This is a genomic window from Alkalithermobacter paradoxus, assembly GCA_002029295.1.
GTDB classification, from domain to species: Bacteria; Bacillota; Clostridia; order Peptostreptococcales; family Peptostreptococcaceae; genus Alkalithermobacter; species Alkalithermobacter paradoxus.
In genome coordinates this window covers 274,080-296,808 of the sequence record MZGW01000002.1, presented here as the reverse complement: position 1 = coordinate 296,808, position 22,729 = coordinate 274,080, and the positions used below count along the sequence as shown (strand labels likewise).

The window sequence follows — 22,729 nt, the reverse complement described above, 5'->3', positions numbered from 1 at the left end:
TTTTTCATATAATTAATATTTTTTATTTTTGAAATTATCTTTTTATTTATAACTCATCCATAAATTTGTCGAATGATTTTTTTAGATTTTTCCAAATATCCTTGAGCGACTCTTTAATTTCCTCTATAGGATCTTCTTCTATTAAATCATCGTGAGCGTCTCTTATTTCAATTAATTTTTTCTTAACTTGCTCTTTTCTATATCTTAATTCAGCTATAGCTTTTTTAGACTTAGCTCCTGCTCTACGTTGCATCTTGTTTATAACTTTACTTAAGTACTCTATATCTCTTTCTAACTCTCTTATGATATATTCTTTATTTTTCATTTATAATCACCTCTTAAATCAAAATGAGCAAATCCCGTACTATATAGTATGAGATTTGCTCATTTAAGAACACATATTATACTCTTTGTTCATATTTTTGAACTATTTTAACTATAAGTTCAACAGCCTTATTCATTGCAAAAGTTGGAATATATTCATATCTTCCGTGGAAGTTGTGTCCACCTGTGAATATATTAGGAGTTGGAAGTCCCATAAAAGAAAGTCTTGCTCCATCAGTTCCACCTCTTATAGCTGTAATTTTAGGAGTTATTTCTACTTCTTCCATGGCTTCTTTTGCTATATCTACAATAAATTTAACAGGCTCTACTTTTTCTTTCATATTATAGTATTGATCTTTCATATTAATAATTACTGTTTCTTGTCCATATTTTTCATTTATTGTATCTACACACTTTTGCATAATATTTTTTCTTTCATTGAACTTATTCATATCAAATTCTCTTATTATATAAATCATTTCACATTCTTCAACACTTCCATTTATATCATTTAGATGGTAGAATCCTTCATATCCTTCTGTCTTACTTGGTACTTCATCTTCTGGAAGAAGTCTATTAAGTTCCATTGCTATAAGTAATGCATTTTTCATTTTATTTTTAGCTCTTCCTGGATGGACATTTGTGCCATTAACTTTTATTTTAGCAACTGCTGCATTAAAGTTTTCATATTCTAATTCTCCAATTTCTCCACCATCTATTGTGTAGGCGTATTTTGCTCCAAACTTGTCTACATCAAATTTATCAGCACCTCTGCCTATTTCCTCATCAGGTGTAAATCCAACTCTTATTTTTCCATGCTTTATTTGAGGATTATCTATTAAATATTCCATAGCTGTTATGATTTCTGCAATACCAGCTTTATCGTCTGCACCTAAAAGAGTTGTTCCATCTGTTGTTATTAGATCTTTTCCTATGTAATTTAAAAGTTCTGGAGAATCTTTCGCAGACAATACTATATTCTTTTCTTTATTAAGTATTATATCTTTACCGTCATAATTTTTTACTATTTGTGGCTTAACGTCTTTACCAGACAAATCTGGACTTGTATCCATATGTGCTATAAACCCTATAGTATCAACATCTTTGTCTGTGTTAGATTCTAAAGTTGCCATTACATAACCATTTTCATCTAAAGTTACATCTGTCATACCTATTGACTTTAGTTCTTCTACAATAATTTTCGCAAAATCCATCTGAGAAGATGTACTTGGGCATGAACTAGAGTTTTCGTCTGCTTTTGTATCATATTGTACATACTTTATAAATCTTTCTACTACTTTTTCCATTAATACCCCTCATTTCTTATTTTTCTGATATCGTTTTCATAATTATAACATATAATTTCACAAAAAAACAAAAGGTATTGAAACCAATACCTTTTAAGTTATTATTCTAACCTTCTTTATCCTATTTTTATCTATGCTTTCAACCGTGAATTTTATAGAGTTGCACTCTAAAGTCTCTCCTTGTTCTGGAAGTCTTCCTAATTCACCTATTATAAATCCTCCGATAGAGTCAAAATCCTCAGATTCTATACTAACACCTATCATATCATTAACTACATTTATTTTCGTACTTCCATCAACGATATATTCATCTTCTTTTATTACCTTTATTTCATCTTCTTCTTCATCGTATTCATCTTCTATATCTCCTACGATTTCCTCTATCAAATCTTCCATAGTTACTATTCCTGATGTTCCTCCGTATTCATCTAAAACTATAGCCATATGAGATCTCATAGCTCTGAGTTCTCTAAATAAATCTGTTATTTTCTTAAACTCATATGTGAATACTGGTTCTCTCATATATTGATCTAATTTGAATTTATCTTTATCTATAAACATAATGTCTTTTACATTTAAGATACCTATTATATCATCTATTTGTTCATCATAAACTGGCATACGTGAAAATTGTTCTTCTTTAAATATATCTATTATTTCATCGTATGTTGTAGTTTTATCTATGGCAACTATATCAGTTCTTTGGACCATTACATCTTTAGCTTGTAAATCTCCAAATTCGAACACGTTATAGATCATTTCCTTTTCTTCTACTTCTAAAACTCCTTCTTCATGACTTACATCTACTATCGTTTTAAGCTCTTCTTCTGTAATAAACGGTTGATTTATGTCAACTTTTCCACCTAACATCTTTATTATAAAATTAGTTATATAAGTCAATATAATTACAATAGGATTTAATACAATAACTATAAAATTTATTATCTTTGAAATTCTTAGAGAAGTTTCTTCTGAATTTTGAGCAGCTAATGACTTTGGAGTTATTTCTCCAAATATCAAAACAAATACTGTCATAAGAATAGTTGCAATTCCAACCCCACCATTTGGATAATATCTAATGGCTAAAGATGTAGCAAGAGCTGATGCCCCTATATTTACCGCATTATTTCCGATAAGTATAGCTCCAAGAAGCTTGCTAGGATTTGAGATTAACTTCTCAACTAATTTTGCACCAGGTACATCTTCATCTACCATATGCCTTATTCTTATTTTACTAAGAGACATCAGAGCAGTTTCTGAAGCTGAGAAAAATGATGATAAAAATAAAAGTACTATTAGTGCTATGAACTGCCACAAACTACCAAGATCCAAAACATATCACACTCCTATAAAATATACATATTATTTTAATTATACCACGATTGTGCTATTTTGCTATATAAAAAAGATTTGTTTTATTAATATGTAATTATCAAAAAAAAAATACCCTAGCCTAAAAGTTAGGGTATTTCAATTTATTTTAAATCGCTTTTGGATTGTATCTGTTTTTTGAATGCGTGAAGTCCTAGTGATAATCCTATTACTCCATATGCAACAAATACCCTAAAATACTCTCCTATTTGTGCACTACCTAATAAATTTTTTCCTGCTTGGGGAGAAACTATAAATAATGTGTGAAATAATATAGTGCCTACTATCGCCTGACCTATAGTAGCTTTTGAAACAGAAGCTCCCCCTATGAGTAGTGCAGCTATTGCAAACATACCTACTTGCTCATGACTTCCATAAGTATTCAAAGTTCCTATATTTTGAAGGAATATAAGCTGACCAATTCCAGCTAGTAATGTTGATATTGTTATAGCTATAACTCTTATCTTGTCAACATTTATTCCAGATACTTTAGCTATATGCATATCTTGCCCTACTGCCTTAAAATCCTGACCTAATTTTGTATTTAATATGAACATATTAAATATGCAAAGAATTAATATTACCAAAACTGTGACTACCGGAACATTTATCATATTCAGCATAGGTATTATTTTAAGTGATCTTATACTTGAATTTGATAATAATCCTTTTCCGTATATTGCTACTAATGAAATTAATACTAAAATCAGATATGGTGTCATCTTATATAAATGTTTATAATTAATACTATCTTTGTTGTCTGATTTTCTTTCTTTAATAAATTTAAATATATAGTAAGTCATAAATAAAATAGATACGTAAAGTGTAAAATTAAATAATGGAACTTTTAGTATACCGTCTAGAGCATATTTTATACCTTCAGATAAATCTATTGTGTTTTTTATTCCTACACCGCCACTTAATACTAATACCGGATTATTCATAGGTATTAGTGTGCCTACTAAGAATAAAAATAAAAGTTGGTAAAGACCATTTGCAAAAAATCCTAGTATCATACTTGCTATCATCTCTTGCCCTTTAGTCTTATTTAACAATTTTCCAGTTAGATATCCAAATAGTATTGATATAGGTATAGTTAAAACAACACTCATCAAAAATCCATATATTCCTGTGATTTTAAAATGTGTAACTGCAATTATAGCAATTTGAGCTGCCATAGCTCCTATAACTATCCCAAAATTAAGCCCCATTCCAGCAAGTACAGGTATTATAAGAGATAATACTATAAATGAATTTCTAACTATTCTCTCAACAAGTTCATTAAGTATATATACCATTGGCTGATTAGAAAATTTTATTCCAATAAGACAGAGTATCACAAACAAAATTGTTACCATATTATCAAATAGTATCTTTTTAAGTTTATCCATATTAATCACCCGCCCCTACTTTAGTTAAAGCGTAAAGTATTATTCCATTTTGAACTATTATTCTTGCAACTTCTGATAGATTTCCTTCTGTGACTATCTTGTTTGCAACAGGAAGGGAGACAGTTAAAAGTCCTTGAAATAAGAATGTTCCCAAAATAACATGAGATATTTTAGAACTTCTAGCAGAAGACCCTCCTATTAATATAGCTGCAACTGCCGCAAACCCCATCATCATAGGAGCTTGATATAACTGGTAAAATCCATAACTTTGAGCATAAATTATTATGCCTACTGCACCTAGAATTGTTGATATCATCGTTCCTAATATCCTACTTTTATCTACATCTATTCCAGATGCTATAGCAAATTTTGGATTATCTCCACAAGCTTTCATTGCAATACCACTTTTGCTTCTTAAAAATAACCATACTGCAAAGCAACATCCTAAGAAAAATAACCAAAGCCCTGTTGGTATTATTATCTTGCCTATTCTAAATGACAAGAAAGAGTTCAATACTTTATCATATCTTGATGTCAATGCTATTGTAGTTCTTAACCCTTCTCCTATAGGCCACTTTATTTCAGCACTTGTAAAAGGCATTACAAGCCACCCTATGCACATTAAAGATATAGCAGAAAAACCAACATATGTAGATACCATCATTTCTGATCCTTTTACCTTATTAAGTAAAAGTCCATAAAAGTATCCCACTACAGCTGATATCGGGATTGATATTATTATCGCTACAAATAAACCTGTAAAACCACTAAGATTAAGCTCAATGCTTATAAGTCCTCCTAAAAGGCCGCATACTATCCCAAGAGGCAATCCAAAATTAAGCCCTATTCCAGAAAGTATCCCAGGAACCATAGCAAGAACTAAAATTCCATTCATACCTGTTCTAACCAAAGTATCTGATAAAATCATACTTATAGGAAGTTTTAATATAACTGCTAGGATACAAAGAGTTATAAAAAATGATATTATTATAAGCCTAGGTACTCCCAAAGCTTTAGTAATCTGCTTTATCTTATCAGCCATATTATAAAACCTCCTTACTATTAATTTTTTTATAATCTCCTGACATCATAAGCCCAAAAGTAGCGTCACTGTCGGTTGGATTTAATATTCCTTCTATTTTTCCTTCTGTAACTATAGCTATTCTATGACAAATTGACCTCAATTCTAGAAGTTCACTAGATGTAATAACTATAGTCATACCTAACTCTTCGTTTAATTTAACTAAAAGGTCTAGTACTAATTTTTTTGCACCTATATCTATTCCTCTTGTTGGCTCTGATATAAATAATATATCTGGGTTCATTGTCAACGCTCTTGCTATGCATACTTTCTGTTGATTTCCACCACTTAACCTTCTTGTTATTTGATCTGATCCTGTACATCTTATATCTAAATCTTTTATCATTTTAGCTGCGTGATCTCTTATTTTTTTATGATCTAATTGAGTAAACGGGCCATATCTTCTTATAAATTCTTCATTTATTTGCATAGATGTGAATACTATATTGTCTTCTATTGAAGTATCTAATAACAAACCTACTCCTCTTCTATCTTCTGATACAAATGCTAACTTTTTCTTTAATGCATCTTTTGGACTATTCAACTTAAAGCTTTCACCATTTAAATATACATCTCCTTTTGAAGGATAAATACCCATTATACCATTTGCTATCCCTATTTTACCTTGACCTGCAAGTCCCCCTATTCCTAATATCTCACCTTTTTTTATATCTATATTTACTCCCTTTACTTCTTCACCTGGCATTGAAACTCTCAGGTTGTTAATTGACATTATTATTTCTCTATTTTCTTGCTTTACATTGTCTTTTTTATTAAGACTTTCTATCTTTCTTCCTACCATAAGCTGTGCAAGTTCTAATACATTTGTGTCTTCTTTTCTTAATGAAGCTACTTGCTCTCCATCTCTTAATATGGTTATATTATCAGCAACAGCTATAACCTCATCTAGCCTATGTGTTATAAATAGTATAGCTATTCCAGATTCTGCTATTTTTTTCATAGCACAAAGTAAGTTCTCAGCTTCACTTTCAGTTAAAACTGCTGTTGGTTCATCAAATACTAAAAGCTTTATATTTTCTTTATCTATCTCTCTTGCTATTTCAATGAATTGCATATGTCCAACTGGTAATCCTTCAACTTTTAGCCATTCATCAATACTCATTCCAAGTGTATCTAAAGCCTTTCTTGAATCACTATTCATTTTTTCAATATCTAAGCTTTTTAAACAGTCAATTGATATTTTGCTTATTATGTTGTGCTTTGTTATTTCTCTATTTAACTTAATATTCTCTGTAATAGTAAAACCAGGAACCAACATAAATTCTTGATGCACCATTCCTATTCCAAGCTTCATAGCTTCATTAGGAGATTTTACATCTACTTTCTCTCCATCCATTAATACTTCTCCTTCAAACCCTCCAGTTGAATGTATTACTGGCATACCAAACAATATGTTCATCAATGTTGATTTGCCTGCTCCATTTTCTCCTAAGAGTGCATGAATTTCTCCTTTTTTTACGGATAGATTAACTCCCTTAAGCACCTTATTTCCAAAGTAATCCTTTTGTATGTTTTTCATTTCAAGAATATAGTTTCCCCTACTCAATATTTATCTCCCCTTTTATAAAAGGCTGCCATATATATGGCAACCTTTACATTTTGATATTTAGAATGTTATATAATCTGAAAGTATCATAAAGAAATTGTCAAAAGTATTTCCTGTACTTTCGTTTGTAAATGTATCTAATTTTATTTCCATTCCAGCTATTTGAGAGAATATTTCTTCTATCTTATCTACGTCTACTTTTCCATTTGTATTTCCTTCTAAGAATGCTTTAGCATATTCAACTCCACCTTCTATAAACATCATACTTACAGGTACTGGCCAAGTTGAGAATCTTCCCTCTCCTCCTTGCTGTGCAATCTTAGATTTTATTTCTTCTATAACAAAATCTATATCTCCCTTTTTGTCATCAGGAATTTCTATACCAAGTGCTCCTGGATAAGCATGATAAGGAGATGGACAACATTGTTGAGGATATATAGCTCCTTCTTGTAATACAGATTTTATTAAAGGTTCTTGCATAGCACAGTTTGTGCTGAAAAATGCTGTATCTTTTCCAAGTTCAGCAATTTTTCTTGGAACATCTTCTAATATAAATTGTTGTGCTCCTGGAACTCCTGCATCACCTGTTGGGTCTGGAGCTGTTGCATCTACAAATTCTATTCCAAGCTTTTCGCATGTCTGTCTAAATAAATCTCTTCTCATAGCTAATAATTGATATGACATATGTCTTGGGAATGAATAGTGAACAAATGTCTTTGCTCCCATTTTATGTGCCTGCTCAATTATTGCAGTACCCATTCCAAGCTCGTCAGCTTGTAAAACTAAATCTGCCTTTGAAGCTATCATATCTGGATCTTCTCCTGGAACTCCTACTATGAATAAAATATCAGGTCTTATTTCTCTTGCTTTATCTATTGCAGCTGAAGTTCCTGGTATAGCCTGAACTATAACTATTGCTTTAACATCAGGATCTGATGCCATACTCATTACATTAGCTATAGTAGTTTCTTGCTCTTTCATAAAGTTATCTGGATATGTCTGAAGAACTATCATATCTCCATATTTCTTTTTCATATTTTCAGCTGCTCTATATTCTTCTTCTCCTTGCGAAACTGTACCTGTCATTATACCTATTTTGAAGCTTTCACTTTTTTGATCACCAGTTTGATCGTTTCCTCCACACGCAACTAATCCCAATGCTAAAACTATACTAAGGATTAGCGAAAATAATCTTTTAAGCACTCTAAAACCCCCTCTAATTTTTATATCTTATAAAACTGTTAATTAATAATTATGCAACGTGCTTTATGTTTAGTATTTAATAAGATTAATAATTTTTTAAATATGTAAAAAAGTATTTATTTGAAAGATTTTAAAGGTAGACTTTTTTGAAATTCATAATGGAAATTATAAAAAAGTATTTATCTAAAAATTGCATATAATACTAATTGAGTTTTATGACGTATTTTGACTAATTTAACTCTATTTCCAAATATACATATTATGATATATAATCTATTTAGATACATTTCTTCCCAGGAGGTGCACTGTGAATAACAGTATTTGCGCTAAAATACATAACAATATTTTAAATACACTACTTAATTCTGATTTTCTTCAAAGTTTTTCATTAGACAAAGATTTAATTAGTAATCATGTCTATAAAAGTGAGTTTTTAAAAAATATTGAAACTATGGTTTCAAGAAATGACTATTCTTGTAGCAGCGTACTTTCTTTATGCCAAGATATATTAAATGAAATACATAATGATATTGCTAACGATAACTGGCTTATTTCTATATATAACATAGCTTTATCTAAGTCATTTCCTAGCGCTCTAAATATAGATTTAAGAGCTATTCCTCAAAGTCTTTATACTGCTTGTCACGTTTATCTAAATATACTTAGGGTTTTTTGTGATTTCGAAAAATTATCAAATTCTTCTTCTTGGCAAAGTAAATATCCATTGAATTTTTTAAGCTACGACGAAGAAAGTAGGCTAGAAGATTCTAGTGAATATAAGATATTTAAAAAAGCATTTGAAGATGAATATGTATATGAAATGATGAAGCTAAATCAAGAAGTATTAAACCATAATACATTAGATCATATTTGTGGAGTACATAGTTTAGCACTTTTTATATCTAGACAGCTCAATTTGCTAAATATACCATTAGATTTAGGTAGAGTTTCAGGTGCCTGTGCAGGACATGATATTGGAAAATTTGGATGCAGGGCTGACGAATCTAATAGAGTTGCCTATCTTCACTATTACTATACTGATCAATGGTTTAAAAAACATAACATAACGTATATAGGACATATCGCGCTTAACCACTCTGTATGGGATTTAGAACTTGAGAATCTCCCTCTTGAATCGTTAATACTGATATATTGCGATTTTAGAGTTAAGAACAAAAAAGATAGCAACGGCAAATATAAAATGCATATGGTTACCTTAGATGAAGCCTTTGATGTTATTTTGAATAAGCTAGATAACGTAGATTACGAAAAAGAAAAAAGATATAAAAAAGTCTACGCTAAGCTTAAAGATTTCGAAGACTATATGATAAACTTAGGAGTTAATGTAGACATAGAAAATAAAACTTACAAGTATAAAAAAGCTAAATATTACTATTCTCTTATGCATGATCAGGAAATAATTCAAAATATAAAATATCTTTCTGTAAATCACAACATAAATTTAATGTATAAATTAAGAACTGAAGCTTCATTGAATTCTATATTAGAAATATCAAGAAGCTCTAATGAAAAAGATAATTTACGTGAATATTTACAAGCATTCAAAGAATACTCTACTTATTTAACTCAGAATCAAAAATTAATAATGCTAAAATTCTTATATGAACAACTTATAAATCCTGAAGATGATATAAGAAGAGAATGTAGCGAACTTATAGGAAATATAATATCTATATTTGATGAGGACTATCGAAAAGAAATCCCTAAAGATGTATCTGTTGCTTCACAAAATATAACTAGTTACGATCTTTTAGATGAATACATAAATCTTTTTATAAATCCAGACCATAAAATTATAGAACTTCACCAAAAATGGATAGGATACAGTTTAAGTAATATGATATCATCTCTTTTTTCAAGTTGTAGAAAAGATCAAATGCAAGGATATATATCAATACTCTCAAAATATTATAATAAAGAGTTATACAATTATTCTAGCATAGAGCTATATCTTCTAAACTGTATAAAGCATATACCTATTCAGTATGACAGCGAATACAAGCATATTTTTCTTGAGTATACTTTATTTATGATAAAACATAAAAATGATAATTTAAGGCTAAGTGCTCTTAATACAGCGTATACTTTGCTTTATAAAGTAGATAAAAATAGCGACTTTATTAATAAGCTTAAACATATCTTGATTAAGAAAAATTTTCCATCCCTTATACCTTCTGAGAACTTTATAAATATGAAGATAGCAAGGGCTATAGGTTTAGATAAAAATACTGTAAATAAATATATTGATTTTTACAATAATGATGAGTCTGAATTTCCAAGAATTTATCTGACTAATCTTAAAACTTCAACACCTTGGATAATAAAAAAGATTAATATAGAACTTCTTTTAAGTAATGCGTTAAAAAATAAATCTAATATAGCATACACTGCAATACATTTTTGTAACATATTGAAGGTAAGCGGTATAGAAAGTGTACGAAATACTGCAGGAGCTGCTCTTATTAAACTTATGCCTCATTTATCCTTAGAACAAAGAAATGATATAGCTATAGAACTTCTTCGTTCCCTTGAGATAGAGGGTCATCAGTTTAGTAAATATATACCATTTTATCTTGGTCAAATAATACTATATCTTCAACCAGTAGATCTTGATGAGCTTATAGAGGATTTGAGATTAAAAATAAAAAAATCAGATTCTAATCTAAGTTCTTTGCTACTTAAGACTATAGCAATTGCTATTAAGTATTACTTTGATTATAAAAATAGATTTGCTGAGGCTAAGACTTTATACACTCAAAGGCTGAAAAAAATGCTTGGAATTTTATTAAATGGACTTGCAAATTATAACTCTAGCATAAAACGATTTTCGTTCAAAATTATAGGTACAGATATATTTGGATGTTCTGTTTTAGATGTTGAGGAAAAGAAAAATATATTTAGGTTAATGGCAAAGAAGATGCTTAACTTATTAGGAAATATAAATGCTAATGAGCTTGATTTTCTTTCAATATCTGTTGGACTTAACAATATATATAGATTTATATCAGATCTAGAATCTAATATAAGCCTTACTCGCCCTACAAAAATAGCTTTTTTCCCTGGAACTTTCGACCCTTTTTCTCTAAGTCATAAGGAAATAGCTAAAAAGATTGAGTCATTAGGGTTTGAAGTATATCTAGCTGTAGATGAATTTTCGTGGTCTAAAAGAACTCAACCTAATATGTTTAGAAGAAACATAATCAATATGTCTATCTCAGATGAATTAAATATATTCTTGTACCCAGAAGATTTCCCAGTAAATATAGCAAATCCTAAAGATCTGAAAAAATTGAAAGATAATTTTTTAGGCTGTGAGGTTTATATAGTTGTTGGAAGTGATGTTGTATTAAATGCATCTGCATATAAAAAAGATGTCTGCGAAAATTGTATACAAGATTTTAATCATATAATATTTGAGAGAAGAAACAGTGACTCACCACCTGATTTTGATGAACAACTAAAAATATCACTAAAAAAGTTAAATGGAGAAGTTCTTCTTTTGAACCTCAAATCTCAATATGAGGACATAAGTTCAACACAAATTAGAGATTATATAGATGATAATAGAGATATCTCAAATCTTATAGATTCTTTAGCTCAGAAATATATATACGAAAAAGGTCTATATCAAAGAGAGCCAAGGTATAAGTCTTTAATGGATATATCTTCTTTAGATATAGATATATTTGATAATATAGATGATAATCTTATAAATATCATCTGTTCTAAATTTTTAGACGACCTAGGTTTGTTTCATTCAATAAAAAGCTCTATTTTAGATATTAACTCTAAAGTTATGATGATTAAAGAAAGTAATGAAGTGTTAGGATTTTGCATATTCAAAGAGTTAAAACAACAAAGAAGCAATAAAAAGACAGTTCTTATTAATGGTATATTTACTATTGACGATTTTCAAGATGATTTAAACCAAATCATCCTAACTGAAGTTTTGTCTATTTGCATAGAAAAAGGTTTTACATTTGCTATATATAAGAATGAATTTAATGATGATTTGAATAAATCTATATACGAAACATTACATCTTTATGGATTTTATAAGTTTGAAACTGAAAATGGATTTATGTTTGGAGTTGATATGAGTAATCCATGCATATTAAATTTAGATGTTGAATCCGTTATAAAAAATCCATTTAGAAGCAACTCAAATATTAAAAAGTCCATCGTTTCATCTAGAAAAAAACTTCAAAAATCAATAGCTTCTTTGTATCCTGGACATCTCGTTCTACCTTTTGATAGAAATGTCCTCAATAAAAAATTAGTAAATAAAATTTGCATAGAAAATAATGTTTTGCCATTCACTACTAGCCCTAGAGTATTAGGAGATAATATATGTGTGCCTTTTGGAGCTATTTTAAATGGAACTATAATTCCTAATACTGTAACTAAGTCTTTGCACACAGAAAAGTTGTTTACTCCTGATACTAAGAATTTTTGGATAGAGTCATTCCCTTACTATTTAGATCTTGAAAATCAAGTAAAAACAATATCATCTTTCGATAGACCAGTTATTTTAGTGGATGATATTTTGAATAAGGGATATAGAATAAAAGCTTTAGATCCAATATTTAAAAAGCAAAATATAAACATAAAAAAAATCATAGTAGGTATATTGTCTAAAAGAGGCAAGGACTTGATGATTAGCCAAGATAGAGATGTTGACAGTGTATATTATATTCCTAATCTTAGAGTATGGTTCAATGAAAATGTTATGTATCCTTTTATTGGTGGAGATACTTTATGGAGAGGTTCTTATCCTTCTAGAAATCTGATACCATCTATAAATTTGATACTTCCATATACTTCACCTTATTATATTAAAGAAGCATCTGTTAAATCTCTTTATACTTTATCTAAAACATGTATAGAAAATGCTATATCTATTTTAGAAACTATAGAAAGTGAATACCTTGTTATTAATGAAAGAACTTTGACTCTTAATAATTTAGGAGAGGTATTTATTCACCCTAGATATCCAGATATGGGGAAAGACATGCATTATAATCTTAATCTAAATCCTTCCCATTATCTTAAAAATCATCTAGAAATGCTTCTTCGCATGGAAGATATGTTGAATATGCTTTAAAATATACAATAATTTTAGGGGGTTATTATGCTTTATTACAAGACAAATGGTAAAATACTAATCTCAAAATTTAAGTATGACAATTTACAACCTATAACCGAAAATGACGCAAGAAAAACTCGTGGGTATATTTATGTTTTGAATAAACAAAATCCGTTATATTCAAGAAAAACATTTTGTATCTGTCACCCATCACTTATGTTTTTAGAGAATGAAGATATTAATTTGCTTCAAAAAAAAGATACCCAATTTAATGATATTCCTAAATGGATATTAGGTAAGATAAAAGAAAGAAAAGTTGTATCTATAAATACTGAATATCCAAATTGGGAAGAAGTTTTAAACTATAAACATCCTCAGAAATGGAGAATAAATATCATTGGCCTTGGAGATGTTGGTGGTACCCTACTTACAGGCCTTCGTATGCTTGGTGGGGATTGCATATCTAGTATAGGTATTTATGGAAATGATATGAATGGGTTAATGAGATGGGAGTATGAAGCTAATCAGATTGTAGATCCTTTTAATGAAGATAATTACCCTGATGTTAAAATTATTAATGAAAGTGATATCTTTGATTGTGATATGTTTGTTTTCTGTGCATCTAAGAATGTTCCAAAGGTAGGATCTGATGTTAAAGATGTAAGAATGGCTCAATTTGAAGAAAACTCTAAAATAATAAATGTATATGCAAGAAAAGCTCGTGAAAGTAATTTTAAGGGAATATTTGCAGTTGTTTCAGATCCTGTTGATTTACTATGTAAGGTTGCTTTCTTAGAAAGTAACAAAGACTCAGATGAAAATATGGATTTTAAGGGACTATCATCAGATCAAATAAGAGGATATGGACTAGGTGTTATGAATGCACGTGCTTTATACTATTCAAAACAAAATCCTGATACTATATATTATGCAAATGAAGGTAGAGCATTTGGACCACACGGTGAAGGACTTATAATTGCAGATAGTATACAAAGCTACGATGAGGAATTGTCTAGCTATCTTACACAAAAAGCTTTGAATGCAAATATGGAAGTTCGAAAAACTGGCTTTAAACCATATATTGCACCTGCACTATCTTCTGGAGCTTTATCTATAATAGCTACAATTAAAGGTAAATGGCATTATAGCTCAACTTATATGGGTGGTGTTTTTATGGGATCTAAAAACAGACTCAATCCTTCTGGTACTGAAATTGAAGCTTTAGATATGCCAGATAAACTAATCAAGAGAATCGAGACAACATATCAAAATCTAAAAAGTATTTTATAAGGACTAGATTCTAGTCCTTTATTTTAAAGGAGATGGTTTTTATGGATTGTCTGTATGTAATTATGCCAGGAGGTACATCCCAGTTTCTTAAAAATATGGTTGAGAAGGTTACAGGTAAAGTTCCATATACCTTAATTGATAATTCATGCCAAATTCCTGATCTTAAGGATAAAAAGATACTATTTGCAGTTGAACTTGATGAGTGTGGGTCTAACTTACCATTATTAGAGATATTCTCAAGCTTATACAAAAGAGGAAGTGATTCTTTATTAGGATCAAGTGCAATAATTCTAATAAGAAGCTCTAGTGCCTTATATACAAAAAGTGCAGCTAAAAATATCATATTCTTAGCAAACGGGCTAGGTTGTTCTTTCAAAGGGCATCCTTTAATTGAAGCTACTGGAGATTTAAGTAATTTTAAAACATGGCAAAAAACTCTAGATATGTCTCTTGAGAATATTTGTTTTCATCTTTGCGAAAACTTAGGTGAGTCATTCATTAATGACTTACCACCTATCATACAAAGTCCAAAAATTTTAGCCCTTCATTCTAGCTCATACAAAACATCTAATACTCTCTTACTTTGGAATATGACTAAAGAATATCTTAAAGATTACTGCTACATTGATGAATTTCACGTTGAGAATGGAACAATAGTAGATTGTAAGGGATGTTCTTATAAAACTTGTACTAATTATAGCAAACAAAATACATGTTTTTACGAAGGAGTTGTAACTGATAAGCTACTACCTTCTATAGAAAATGCTGATTATATAATATGGATTTGTCCTAATTATAATGATGCTGTATCTGCTAAATTGATGGCTGTAATTAATAGACTAACAGTACTTTATAAAAAAACAGATTTTTACAATAAGTATTTGTTTTCAATTATAGTGTCTGGAAACTCTGGAAGTGACTGTGTTGCAAAGCAACTCATAGGGGCTTTGAATATAAATAAAGGCTTTAGACTTCCGCCTTACTTTTGTATTATGGAAACAGCAAATGATCCTAAAAGCATATTAAAAGTTCCTAATATAGAAGAAAAGGCTAGACTCTTTGCACAGAACATACTCAAAAACATAAAAAAGTCTTTCTTTGAAAGATTTTAAAGGTAGACTTTTTTGAAATTCATAACGGAAATTATAAATTATCCACAATTCAAAAAGTTTATAATTTCCTATTCATTATAAAAAAATAAGGTGAATTCACCTTATTTTTTTTGCACATAAATAGCTTTGCATATTTTGTCTATTATATATTCGTACCCTTTTTCACAGTGTGGAATTGTACAGTTCATACAATTTTTTATTCCGTCTGTAATTTCACAGTTCCCACCACAATTCTCTAAGAAATATAGTGGACAATAACAAAATAGACAGTTGAAACTTTCCTCATTTTTTACTTTGTGACATGGAAAGTATTCACACTCTTTGTTTTGAAAAAACTTGTAAGAATTTTTCATTTTATCCCCCTTCTTGTGTTGTGTATTTAATTTTCAATGTATCTATATATTCTTCTCATCAAGGCTGCCATTTGTGCTCTAGTAAGTGCCTCTATAGGTCTAAATGTTCCATCTTGGTAGCCTGCAAATATACCTAGGTTTGCCATTCGTATTATAGAAGTATAAGACCATCTATTTTTATCAATATCTTTGAATGTTATATTTTTATGTTCTATTTTCTCGTGATTTAGTATCCTTTCTAGGATAACTGCCATCTGCTCCCTAGTAACTAATGTATTTGGAGAGAATATACCTTCTCCCATTCCTACCATTAACCCGTTACTATATGCTATTTCAATGCTATTCTTTGCCCAGTGGTTACCTATGTCATTAAAGTAAGAAGTTTCAACTCTTGAATTTTCTAAATTCAGTGCACGCACAAATATTGTAGCTGCTTGTGCTCTTGTCAAAGGTTCATTTGGTGAGAAGGTTTTATTGGTGGTTCCAATCATCAATCCTTTATCACTTGTCCACAATATATCGTCCTTCGCCCAATGTCCACCTATATCCATGAATTTATTTATATTCATTACTAAATACGGAAATTGAACAAGTCCATACCCATACATTTCATCTCTTCCAGCAAGACCTAAGTCTATAGCATTGTTAGTTAATAGACTTCGTATCTCTTTGTGACTAGAATTTCTATTAGCCTCAATCAACAATGCAATATTTCCTGTAACATATCCAGATGCCATTGATGTTCCACTTAATTTTTTATATTTATTGTTTAAGTGTGTACTTAAAATACTTACTCCTGGTGCTGATACCTCTATCTCTCTTCCAATTGCAGAGAATGAAGCTATATTATTTAAAGAATCTATAGCCGATACAGCAATTACAGAGTCATACATAGCAGGATAAGTTATAACTCTTTCATTTCCAGCTGCCGCAACAACTAAAATCCCATTATCATATGCTCTATCTACAGCACTTTTGAGAGCTAGTGAATGAGTATTAGATCCTAGACTAAGATTTATAATATCCATTTTGTTAGTTATTGCCCAGTCTATCCCTGCAATTATATGAGATATATATCCTATACCATCTGAATTTAAAGCCTTTACTGCATATATTTCAGAATCAGGTGCAACTCCTACAACTCCAAAATCATTATTTTTAGCTCCAATAATACCAGCTATATGAGTTCCGTGACCATTATCATCATTATAAGAGCTCGTATAATCTACAAAAGATGCTCCTCCTAATATCTTAATATCTTCATGGTTTTTGTCTACTCCTGTATCTATTATAGCTATTTTTACTCCCTTTCCTGTATAACCTAAATTCCAAGCTCTATTAGCATTTATCCTTTCTATTCCCCAGTCTATTACCTGTCCTTTAATCTCAACTATATTGTCATACTCTATAGCCTCTATCGCTGAATTATTCATAAGATATTTAGTTCTTGACGACGGAATAATTACACTCAACATAGGAATATTTTCGAATTCGCTTACTATCTTGCCATTCAAATTTTCTATTATAGACCTGTCCACTTCGTCTTTAAAAACAACTAGTAATCTATCGTCGTAGGGCTCATATTCATGAGAGTATAAATTAGTACTAAATATATAAATCAAAATCACAAATATCGACACAACTTTTCTCATAAAATTCCCCCCCATTTCATTTATTATATCTTAAATATATTAAAACATTAATATTCTTAGTACAACATATCTCATAATATATTATATTCTAGTTTTTTAGTATCGCAAAGAAGGTAAATATTATATATAATATAAATGTATAAGGCTGTGGTTTACCATTCCACAGCCCTATTTTATTGCTCACCTTTTTCATTTTTTCTACCTTGTTTAACAGCTCTTTTAGCTTCCTTGACCTTTTGCCCATTATTATTTTTCATTTCCTTAATATTTTCTTTTTTCTCTTTATGTTCCATTTTAGCTTCCTTTATTTCTTGAACTGCTCTAGACTTATTTTTAAGTATATTGTTATTACTATTTTGAGTAACTATATCATCTTTCTTGTTAGGCTCTATTTTGTCTTCTTTAACTGTAACCTCTACTTCTTCATTAGGTAGTTCTTCTTCAATCCCATTTACCTCAATATTTGCTCCTTCATCAGCTAAGTTTAACCTTTCCATCCTTCTAGTCGCTCTTTCGATATTTCTTGCTAATGCCTGTTTAGCTTTAGGGTTTTTTACTCTCTCCATAGCTTTTGTAAGTGCTAAGATATTTGTTGAGATTCTAGATTCTACTGTATTGTCTTGATTATCGATGTCTTGTTGTATTTCTTCTTCTTTTTCTTCTATTTTTTCGCTATATTCAAGTGCCAAATCCTGATGCTTTAATGCCCTCTCTAACGTTTCATAAGCTAATTCCTCATCACCATTTATAAATAACTCTTCAGCTTCTTTTATACGTTCTTCTGTAAATTCAATTAGTAATTTAGCTTTTTGTACATCATCAAATGTTAGTGCCATCCTAATTTTTTCAGTTAATATCTTAAATAAGTAAAATATATCTCCAGGTTTTGTTACAACATCTTCTACTACTACTTTTACTATTTCTTCATTTTCTTCTTTATCAACAAATACACTGTCCTCTTGATTTATATCTTCTTCAAAGTTTGCTTCTTCTTTGAAGATTTCAGTTTCGCCATATTGATTTGCATAAATGCCTACTGAGTAAAACGGACCTGAAAGTGTAGCTATAATAACACTAGCTACTATAATTTTACTAATATATCTCTTTAGTTTCATAATAAATACCTCCTGTATTATGTATATCTTAATTTTCACTATAGATATACGAAGGTATTAAATAGTTTAGGGGCCTATTTTATTGTTATTTTTATTTATTTTTTCATCACTTCTATTAGGCTTCACTGTATCATCTTTTTTGCCTCTTACCTTATTTTCTTTTTCATTATTTTTCATTTGCTGAATATGATCTTTATTTATTTTAATATCTTTTACTTTCTCTATAATTTCATTACTTTTTTTATCAGATTTATTTTTCTCTTCCTTTATTTCATCATTCTTAATTTGTTCAACTTTGCTATTAATCTGATTTATATTACTTTTATTTTCTTGCTTGAGTTTCTCATACTTTCCAATAGATATTCTCTGACTCTTCGCGTCTTTAATATCTTCTTTTGATGCTACAGTATACACAATATTTAGTTGTTTTGTAACTTCTTGACTCTCTATTCGCTTTTCTATATTCTTATATATAAATTCTTCGTCTTCTATAAATTTATCATCAATAATGGCCGTTCCTATAATAACCTCATTTTTTTCGTCAGTTATATAATTTTTATCTTTAGCATTATTAACTACTGAAAGTATAGCTTTATCTATTTGGATTCCTTCAAGTGGTTTAGAAATTACATCTTGCCCTTCACTGTTCAATGGAATTGCTTTTATTACTATATAATCTTTATCGATTTCAAATTCTATACTTGGATTTATATCTATACTCACTATAGCTACAGCACTATGTATAGATGTATTTAGATTTCTTAATAAAGGTATGGAAATAATCACTAAAAATAACATAGCTGCTATCAAACCTATATATCTATTTACATATCTTTTTTCTACATATATATCATCTTCTAAAAATATTATCTTGTTTCCTACTTTCATTTCTTCTTTATTAATGATTTTTATATACTCCATTTTTTCCGTAATCACAACTGAGTAGTTTTTTTCAACACTCACTATGCATCCTTTATAAATCATTTCTATCACCTCCTAAAATCCTCATTGGATAATTCTTTATTAACTGAAAATCACAACTCAATATTAAAACGGTTGCAATTATAAACTTCTTACTTCTTTTTAGCACTTTCGGAGAAACTTGTAACTCCCTTGATATCTTGACAATAGGAAATTTCTTCTTATTAATTATCTCATCAATTATGTCTTGGGAATTTACAATACTATTAGAAATTTTAATAGCATTTATTCGTGTATCATCATGCTTTGGTGACTCTTTAATTAAGTCACTAAAGGTAATATTGTATTCACTTAGCTTTTCTTTAAATTCTATAATCTCTTCTTTCATATCTATATTATCTTCAAAGCTGTTACTTATCGATTTATATTGAATATTTGTCTGATCATCATCACTTAACTGGCTTAACTGAGTAACTTTGTTATACTTTTTATTTTTCCTCAATAAATCTGTAATTCTACTTTGTATTACTAACTGTGCAAATGCAACAAAGCTTCCTTTGCTAATATCATATTTATCAATAGCCTCATTAAAGGCCTCTAGTCCAATGCTATACTCATCACTATTTTCACACTCTATATATCTATTTGTTATAGTTGTTATAGTTTTTATTATAAATGGTATATATTCTTCAATCAGCTTTTCTCTTTCTATATTGTCATTATTTTTTATTTTCTGTAATCTCTTACTGAAGGAGTCTTTTTTGAATAACCCTGTATGCATACACTATATTTCACCTCCAATTACTATAGTAATACGTTAGTATATATCCTTTTCGGTATCCATTTTAAATAGTTTTTGCCAAAAGTGTTTTTTATTATTTCATATATTGTTACAAAAAAAGAAGTAGGCATTCCTACTTCAACTCCTGAATTTATTATCTACTTGTAAAACTACCAGTGACGCTGCCACTGAAATTGCTTACTTTTATTATCTTTATATTATCTAATATGTTATCACTAACTTTATCTGTATATCTATATCTGTAAATAATTCCATTAAATGAATTTATATTTTTTTCTACTGACAAAACTTCTACTGAATGATTTTTAGGCGGTATTAGTATAATATATGTACCGTCTCCCATTTTAATTGTAGAATCTCCCCTGTCTAGAATTAATTGATCATTTATTATATCTTTCAAAAATTGGGGTGCTTCCTCATAATTAAGTATATCATATGACATCTCTGGGTAATATCTATCTTGACCTTGCCTAGTAATAAATACAATTGAAACTAATACCATCATAGAAACTGCAAAAACTATATATTTTCTTTGCATAGAACCTATCCTCCCTAAAAATTAGAATCTATATAGTAAATATATGAATAATCTCACTTTTATTTTATCACTTACACATATTTTCCCACAAGAACAAAGAAAGCCTTCTGAATTGCAAAAGGCTTTCTTTTTCTATACTGGATGTGTTTTTCGTTCTAAATCAACACATACACTATCAATTTTGTATTTTTGTGATCTTCTAAATTTAAAATATTCTATTGCAACTTGTGGAAATAAAGCATATGACAATACATCTTCTTCCTGCTCTATAAATTCCTTTATATCTTCCTTAAATCCATTCAGTTGAGGTGGAATACGATCCGCAGGTCTTCCTTCAATTACTTCATCACTACCAATAATTTTTTGCTGAATTTCTTTAGATATAGGTGCTGCTGGTTTACCATACTCACCTTTAACGTATGCCTTTATTTCTTTAGGCACAACCTTATAACGTTCTCCCAGAACAACATTAAAAACTGCTTGTGTACCAACCATTTGACTTAAAGGTGTAACTAATGGTGGATAGCCTAATTCTTCTCTTACTCGTGGGATTTCTTTTAGTACCTCCCCATATTTATCAGATGCATTTTGCATATTTAATTGAGATACAAGATTTGATAACATTCCTCCTGGCACCTGGTATACTAATGTATTAATATCCACCCCTAAAACTTTAAGATCTAGTTGCCCACTCTTAATATATTTTTCTCTAATTGGTATAAAGTGTTCAGCTATTTGATTTAATATCTCTAATTTATATTCAGTATCATACTGTGTTCCTCGTAAAGAAGCCACAAGAGATTCTGTAGGAGGCTGAGATGTTCCTAATGCCATTGGTGAAATTGCACAATCAACAACATCAACACCAGCTTCTATAGCTTTTATATATGTCATTGAAGCCACTCCACTTGTATAATGTGTATGAAGCTGAACAGGCACCTTTATGAATCCTTTAAGATTTGTAATTAATTCAAATGCGGTGTATGGAGTTAAAATTCCTGCCATGTCCTTTACACAAATAGAATCTGCACCCATTTCTTCCATTTGCTTTGCTAATTTAATGTAGTAATCTATATTATGTACAGGACTGATAGTGTATGAAATAGCCACTTGAGCATGCCCACCTGCACTTTTTGTTGCCTTAAGTGCTGTTTCTATATTTCTAACATCATTTAGAGCATCAAATATACGTATTATATCTATACCATTAACTATCGACTTATGTATAAATTCAGTTACTATATCATCAGCATAATGTTTATACCCTAAAAGATTTTGACCTCTTAAGAGCATTTGAAGCTTAGTATTTTTTACATGTTTTCTAATTGTTCTTAATCTTTCCCAAGGATCTTCATTCAAAAACCTAAGACAACTATCAAAAGTTGCTCCACCCCAAACCTCTAATGAATGGTACCCTACCTTATCAAGAGTTTCTAATATCGGTAACATCTCTTCTATATTCATACGAGTAGCAATCAATGATTGATGGGCATCTCTTAATACTGTCTCTGTTATTTTCACTCCGGCCATACTTTTACTCCTTCCCTTTATAGTTTCTGATAAAATGTAAATATAGCAGGTAGCAACTGTTTCTA

Annotated in this window: 17 protein-coding genes; 3 read left to right on the top strand and 14 right to left on the bottom strand. The window is 29.7% G+C overall.

The features are described 5' to 3' along the window. Positions 1-46: 46 nt before the first annotated feature. The 7 genes from CLOTH_RS04370 to CLOTH_RS04340 all read right to left on the bottom strand — a co-directional run bounded on the left by CLOTH_RS04370 (position 47) and on the right by CLOTH_RS04340 (position 8,244). Positions 47-325, bottom strand: a complete 279-nt coding sequence (locus CLOTH_RS04370; RefSeq protein ID WP_079411569.1) for a hypothetical protein — start codon at positions 323-325, stop codon at positions 47-49. A gap of 76 nt (positions 326-401) precedes the next feature. After that, positions 402-1,631, bottom strand: a complete 1,230-nt coding sequence (gene pepT / locus CLOTH_RS04365) for a peptidase T (protein ID WP_079411567.1) — start codon at positions 1,629-1,631, stop codon at positions 402-404. A 93-nt stretch (positions 1,632-1,724) separates the two neighbouring features. Beyond that, complete coding sequence (locus CLOTH_RS04360) at positions 1,725-2,963, bottom strand: HlyC/CorC family transporter (RefSeq protein WP_079411565.1); 1,239 nt, start codon at positions 2,961-2,963, stop codon at positions 1,725-1,727. 143 nt (positions 2,964-3,106) lie between these two features. After that, positions 3,107-4,393, bottom strand: coding sequence for an ABC transporter permease subunit (locus tag CLOTH_RS04355; protein WP_079411563.1), 1,287 nt, complete (start codon positions 4,391-4,393; stop codon positions 3,107-3,109). 1 nt (position 4,394) lies between these two features. Continuing rightward, the gene (locus CLOTH_RS04350) at positions 4,395-5,435 is read right to left on the bottom strand and encodes an ABC transporter permease subunit (protein ID WP_079411562.1); all 1,041 of its coding nucleotides are present in this window, start codon (positions 5,433-5,435) and stop codon (positions 4,395-4,397) included. Between the two features lies 1 nt (position 5,436). Beyond that, positions 5,437-7,014: a sugar ABC transporter ATP-binding protein gene (locus CLOTH_RS04345; protein WP_079411680.1), complete on the bottom strand. Its 1,578-nt coding sequence runs from the start codon at positions 7,012-7,014 to the stop codon at positions 5,437-5,439. 87 nt (positions 7,015-7,101) lie between these two features. After that, positions 7,102-8,244, bottom strand: a complete 1,143-nt coding sequence (locus tag CLOTH_RS04340; RefSeq protein WP_079411561.1) for a DUF3798 domain-containing protein — start codon at positions 8,242-8,244, stop codon at positions 7,102-7,104. 307 nt (positions 8,245-8,551) lie between these two features. Here CLOTH_RS04340 and CLOTH_RS04335 point away from each other — a divergent pair, with 307 nt between their 5' ends. From CLOTH_RS04335 to CLOTH_RS04325, 3 genes are read left to right on the top strand one after another with little or no spacing between them, the layout of a single operon-like run. Further along, positions 8,552-13,369: a cytidyltransferase gene (locus tag CLOTH_RS04335; protein ID WP_079411559.1), complete on the top strand. Its 4,818-nt coding sequence runs from the start codon at positions 8,552-8,554 to the stop codon at positions 13,367-13,369. Between the two features lie 27 nt (positions 13,370-13,396). After that, complete coding sequence (locus CLOTH_RS04330) at positions 13,397-14,641, top strand: lactate dehydrogenase (protein WP_079411558.1); 1,245 nt, start codon at positions 13,397-13,399, stop codon at positions 14,639-14,641. A 41-nt stretch (positions 14,642-14,682) separates the two neighbouring features. Continuing rightward, a complete protein-coding gene (locus CLOTH_RS04325; RefSeq protein ID WP_079411556.1) occupies positions 14,683-15,753 on the top strand; it encodes a flavodoxin family protein in 1,071 nt (356 codons plus the stop codon). A 101-nt stretch (positions 15,754-15,854) separates the two neighbouring features. Here the strand turns inward: CLOTH_RS04325 and CLOTH_RS10870 are convergent, their stop codons facing one another. The 7 genes from CLOTH_RS10870 to CLOTH_RS04290 all read right to left on the bottom strand — a co-directional run bounded on the left by CLOTH_RS10870 (position 15,855) and on the right by CLOTH_RS04290 (position 22,664). Next, a complete protein-coding gene (locus CLOTH_RS10870; RefSeq protein WP_079411554.1) occupies positions 15,855-16,106 on the bottom strand; it encodes a cysteine-rich small domain-containing protein in 252 nt (83 codons plus the stop codon). A 26-nt stretch (positions 16,107-16,132) separates the two neighbouring features. Next, entirely contained in the window at positions 16,133-17,758 is a 1,626-nt protein-coding gene (locus CLOTH_RS04315; protein ID WP_158080458.1) for a S8 family peptidase, read from the bottom strand. Positions 17,759-17,931: 173 nt separating this feature from the next. After that, complete coding sequence (locus tag CLOTH_RS04310) at positions 17,932-18,873, bottom strand: DUF5667 domain-containing protein (protein WP_079411550.1); 942 nt, start codon at positions 18,871-18,873, stop codon at positions 17,932-17,934. 66 nt (positions 18,874-18,939) lie between these two features. Continuing rightward, complete coding sequence (locus CLOTH_RS04305) at positions 18,940-19,857, bottom strand: anti-sigma factor domain-containing protein (protein ID WP_079411548.1); 918 nt, start codon at positions 19,855-19,857, stop codon at positions 18,940-18,942. Next, positions 19,847-20,575 carry an RNA polymerase sigma-I factor gene (gene sigI / locus CLOTH_RS04300; RefSeq protein ID WP_079411546.1) on the bottom strand — a complete coding sequence of 243 codons (729 nt, stop codon included), beginning with the start codon at positions 20,573-20,575 and terminating at the stop codon, positions 19,847-19,849. The genes CLOTH_RS04305 and sigI overlap by 11 nt, the downstream gene beginning before the upstream one ends. A gap of 154 nt (positions 20,576-20,729) precedes the next feature. After that, the gene (locus CLOTH_RS04295; protein WP_079411544.1) at positions 20,730-21,134 is read right to left on the bottom strand and encodes a hypothetical protein; all 405 of its coding nucleotides are present in this window, start codon (positions 21,132-21,134) and stop codon (positions 20,730-20,732) included. A 132-nt stretch (positions 21,135-21,266) separates the two neighbouring features. Next, entirely contained in the window at positions 21,267-22,664 is a 1,398-nt protein-coding gene (locus CLOTH_RS04290; RefSeq protein WP_079411542.1) for an oxaloacetate decarboxylase subunit alpha, read from the bottom strand. Positions 22,665-22,729 lie beyond the last annotated feature (65 nt).

Excerpts from the sequence above, each read along its gene's own strand:
- CLOTH_RS04325 (WP_079411556.1), top strand. The coding sequence starts at position 14,683 with ATGGATTGTCTGTATGTAATTATGCCAGGAGGTACATCCCAGTTTCTT.
- CLOTH_RS04290 (WP_079411542.1), bottom strand. The coding sequence starts at position 22,664 with ATGGCCGGAGTGAAAATAACAGAGACAGTATTAAGAGATGCCCATCAA.
- CLOTH_RS04295 (WP_079411544.1), bottom strand. The coding sequence starts at position 21,134 with ATGCAAAGAAAATATATAGTTTTTGCAGTTTCTATGATGGTATTAGTT.
- sigI (WP_079411546.1), bottom strand. The coding sequence starts at position 20,575 with ATGCATACAGGGTTATTCAAAAAAGACTCCTTCAGTAAGAGATTACAG.
- CLOTH_RS04305 (WP_079411548.1), bottom strand. The coding sequence starts at position 19,857 with ATGATTTATAAAGGATGCATAGTGAGTGTTGAAAAAAACTACTCAGTT.
- pepT (WP_079411567.1), bottom strand. The coding sequence starts at position 1,631 with ATGGAAAAAGTAGTAGAAAGATTTATAAAGTATGTACAATATGATACA.
- CLOTH_RS04370 (WP_079411569.1), bottom strand. The coding sequence starts at position 325 with ATGAAAAATAAAGAATATATCATAAGAGAGTTAGAAAGAGATATAGAG.
- CLOTH_RS04330 (WP_079411558.1), top strand. The coding sequence starts at position 13,397 with ATGCTTTATTACAAGACAAATGGTAAAATACTAATCTCAAAATTTAAG.
- CLOTH_RS04310 (WP_079411550.1), bottom strand. The coding sequence starts at position 18,873 with ATGAAACTAAAGAGATATATTAGTAAAATTATAGTAGCTAGTGTTATT.
- CLOTH_RS10870 (WP_079411554.1), bottom strand. The coding sequence starts at position 16,106 with ATGAAAAATTCTTACAAGTTTTTTCAAAACAAAGAGTGTGAATACTTT.
- CLOTH_RS04355 (WP_079411563.1), bottom strand. The coding sequence starts at position 4,393 with ATGGATAAACTTAAAAAGATACTATTTGATAATATGGTAACAATTTTG.
- CLOTH_RS04345 (WP_079411680.1), bottom strand. The coding sequence starts at position 7,014 with ATGAAAAACATACAAAAGGATTACTTTGGAAATAAGGTGCTTAAGGGA.
- CLOTH_RS04315 (WP_158080458.1), bottom strand. The coding sequence starts at position 17,758 with ATGAGAAAAGTTGTGTCGATATTTGTGATTTTGATTTATATATTTAGT.
- CLOTH_RS04350 (WP_079411562.1), bottom strand. The coding sequence starts at position 5,435 with ATGGCTGATAAGATAAAGCAGATTACTAAAGCTTTGGGAGTACCTAGG.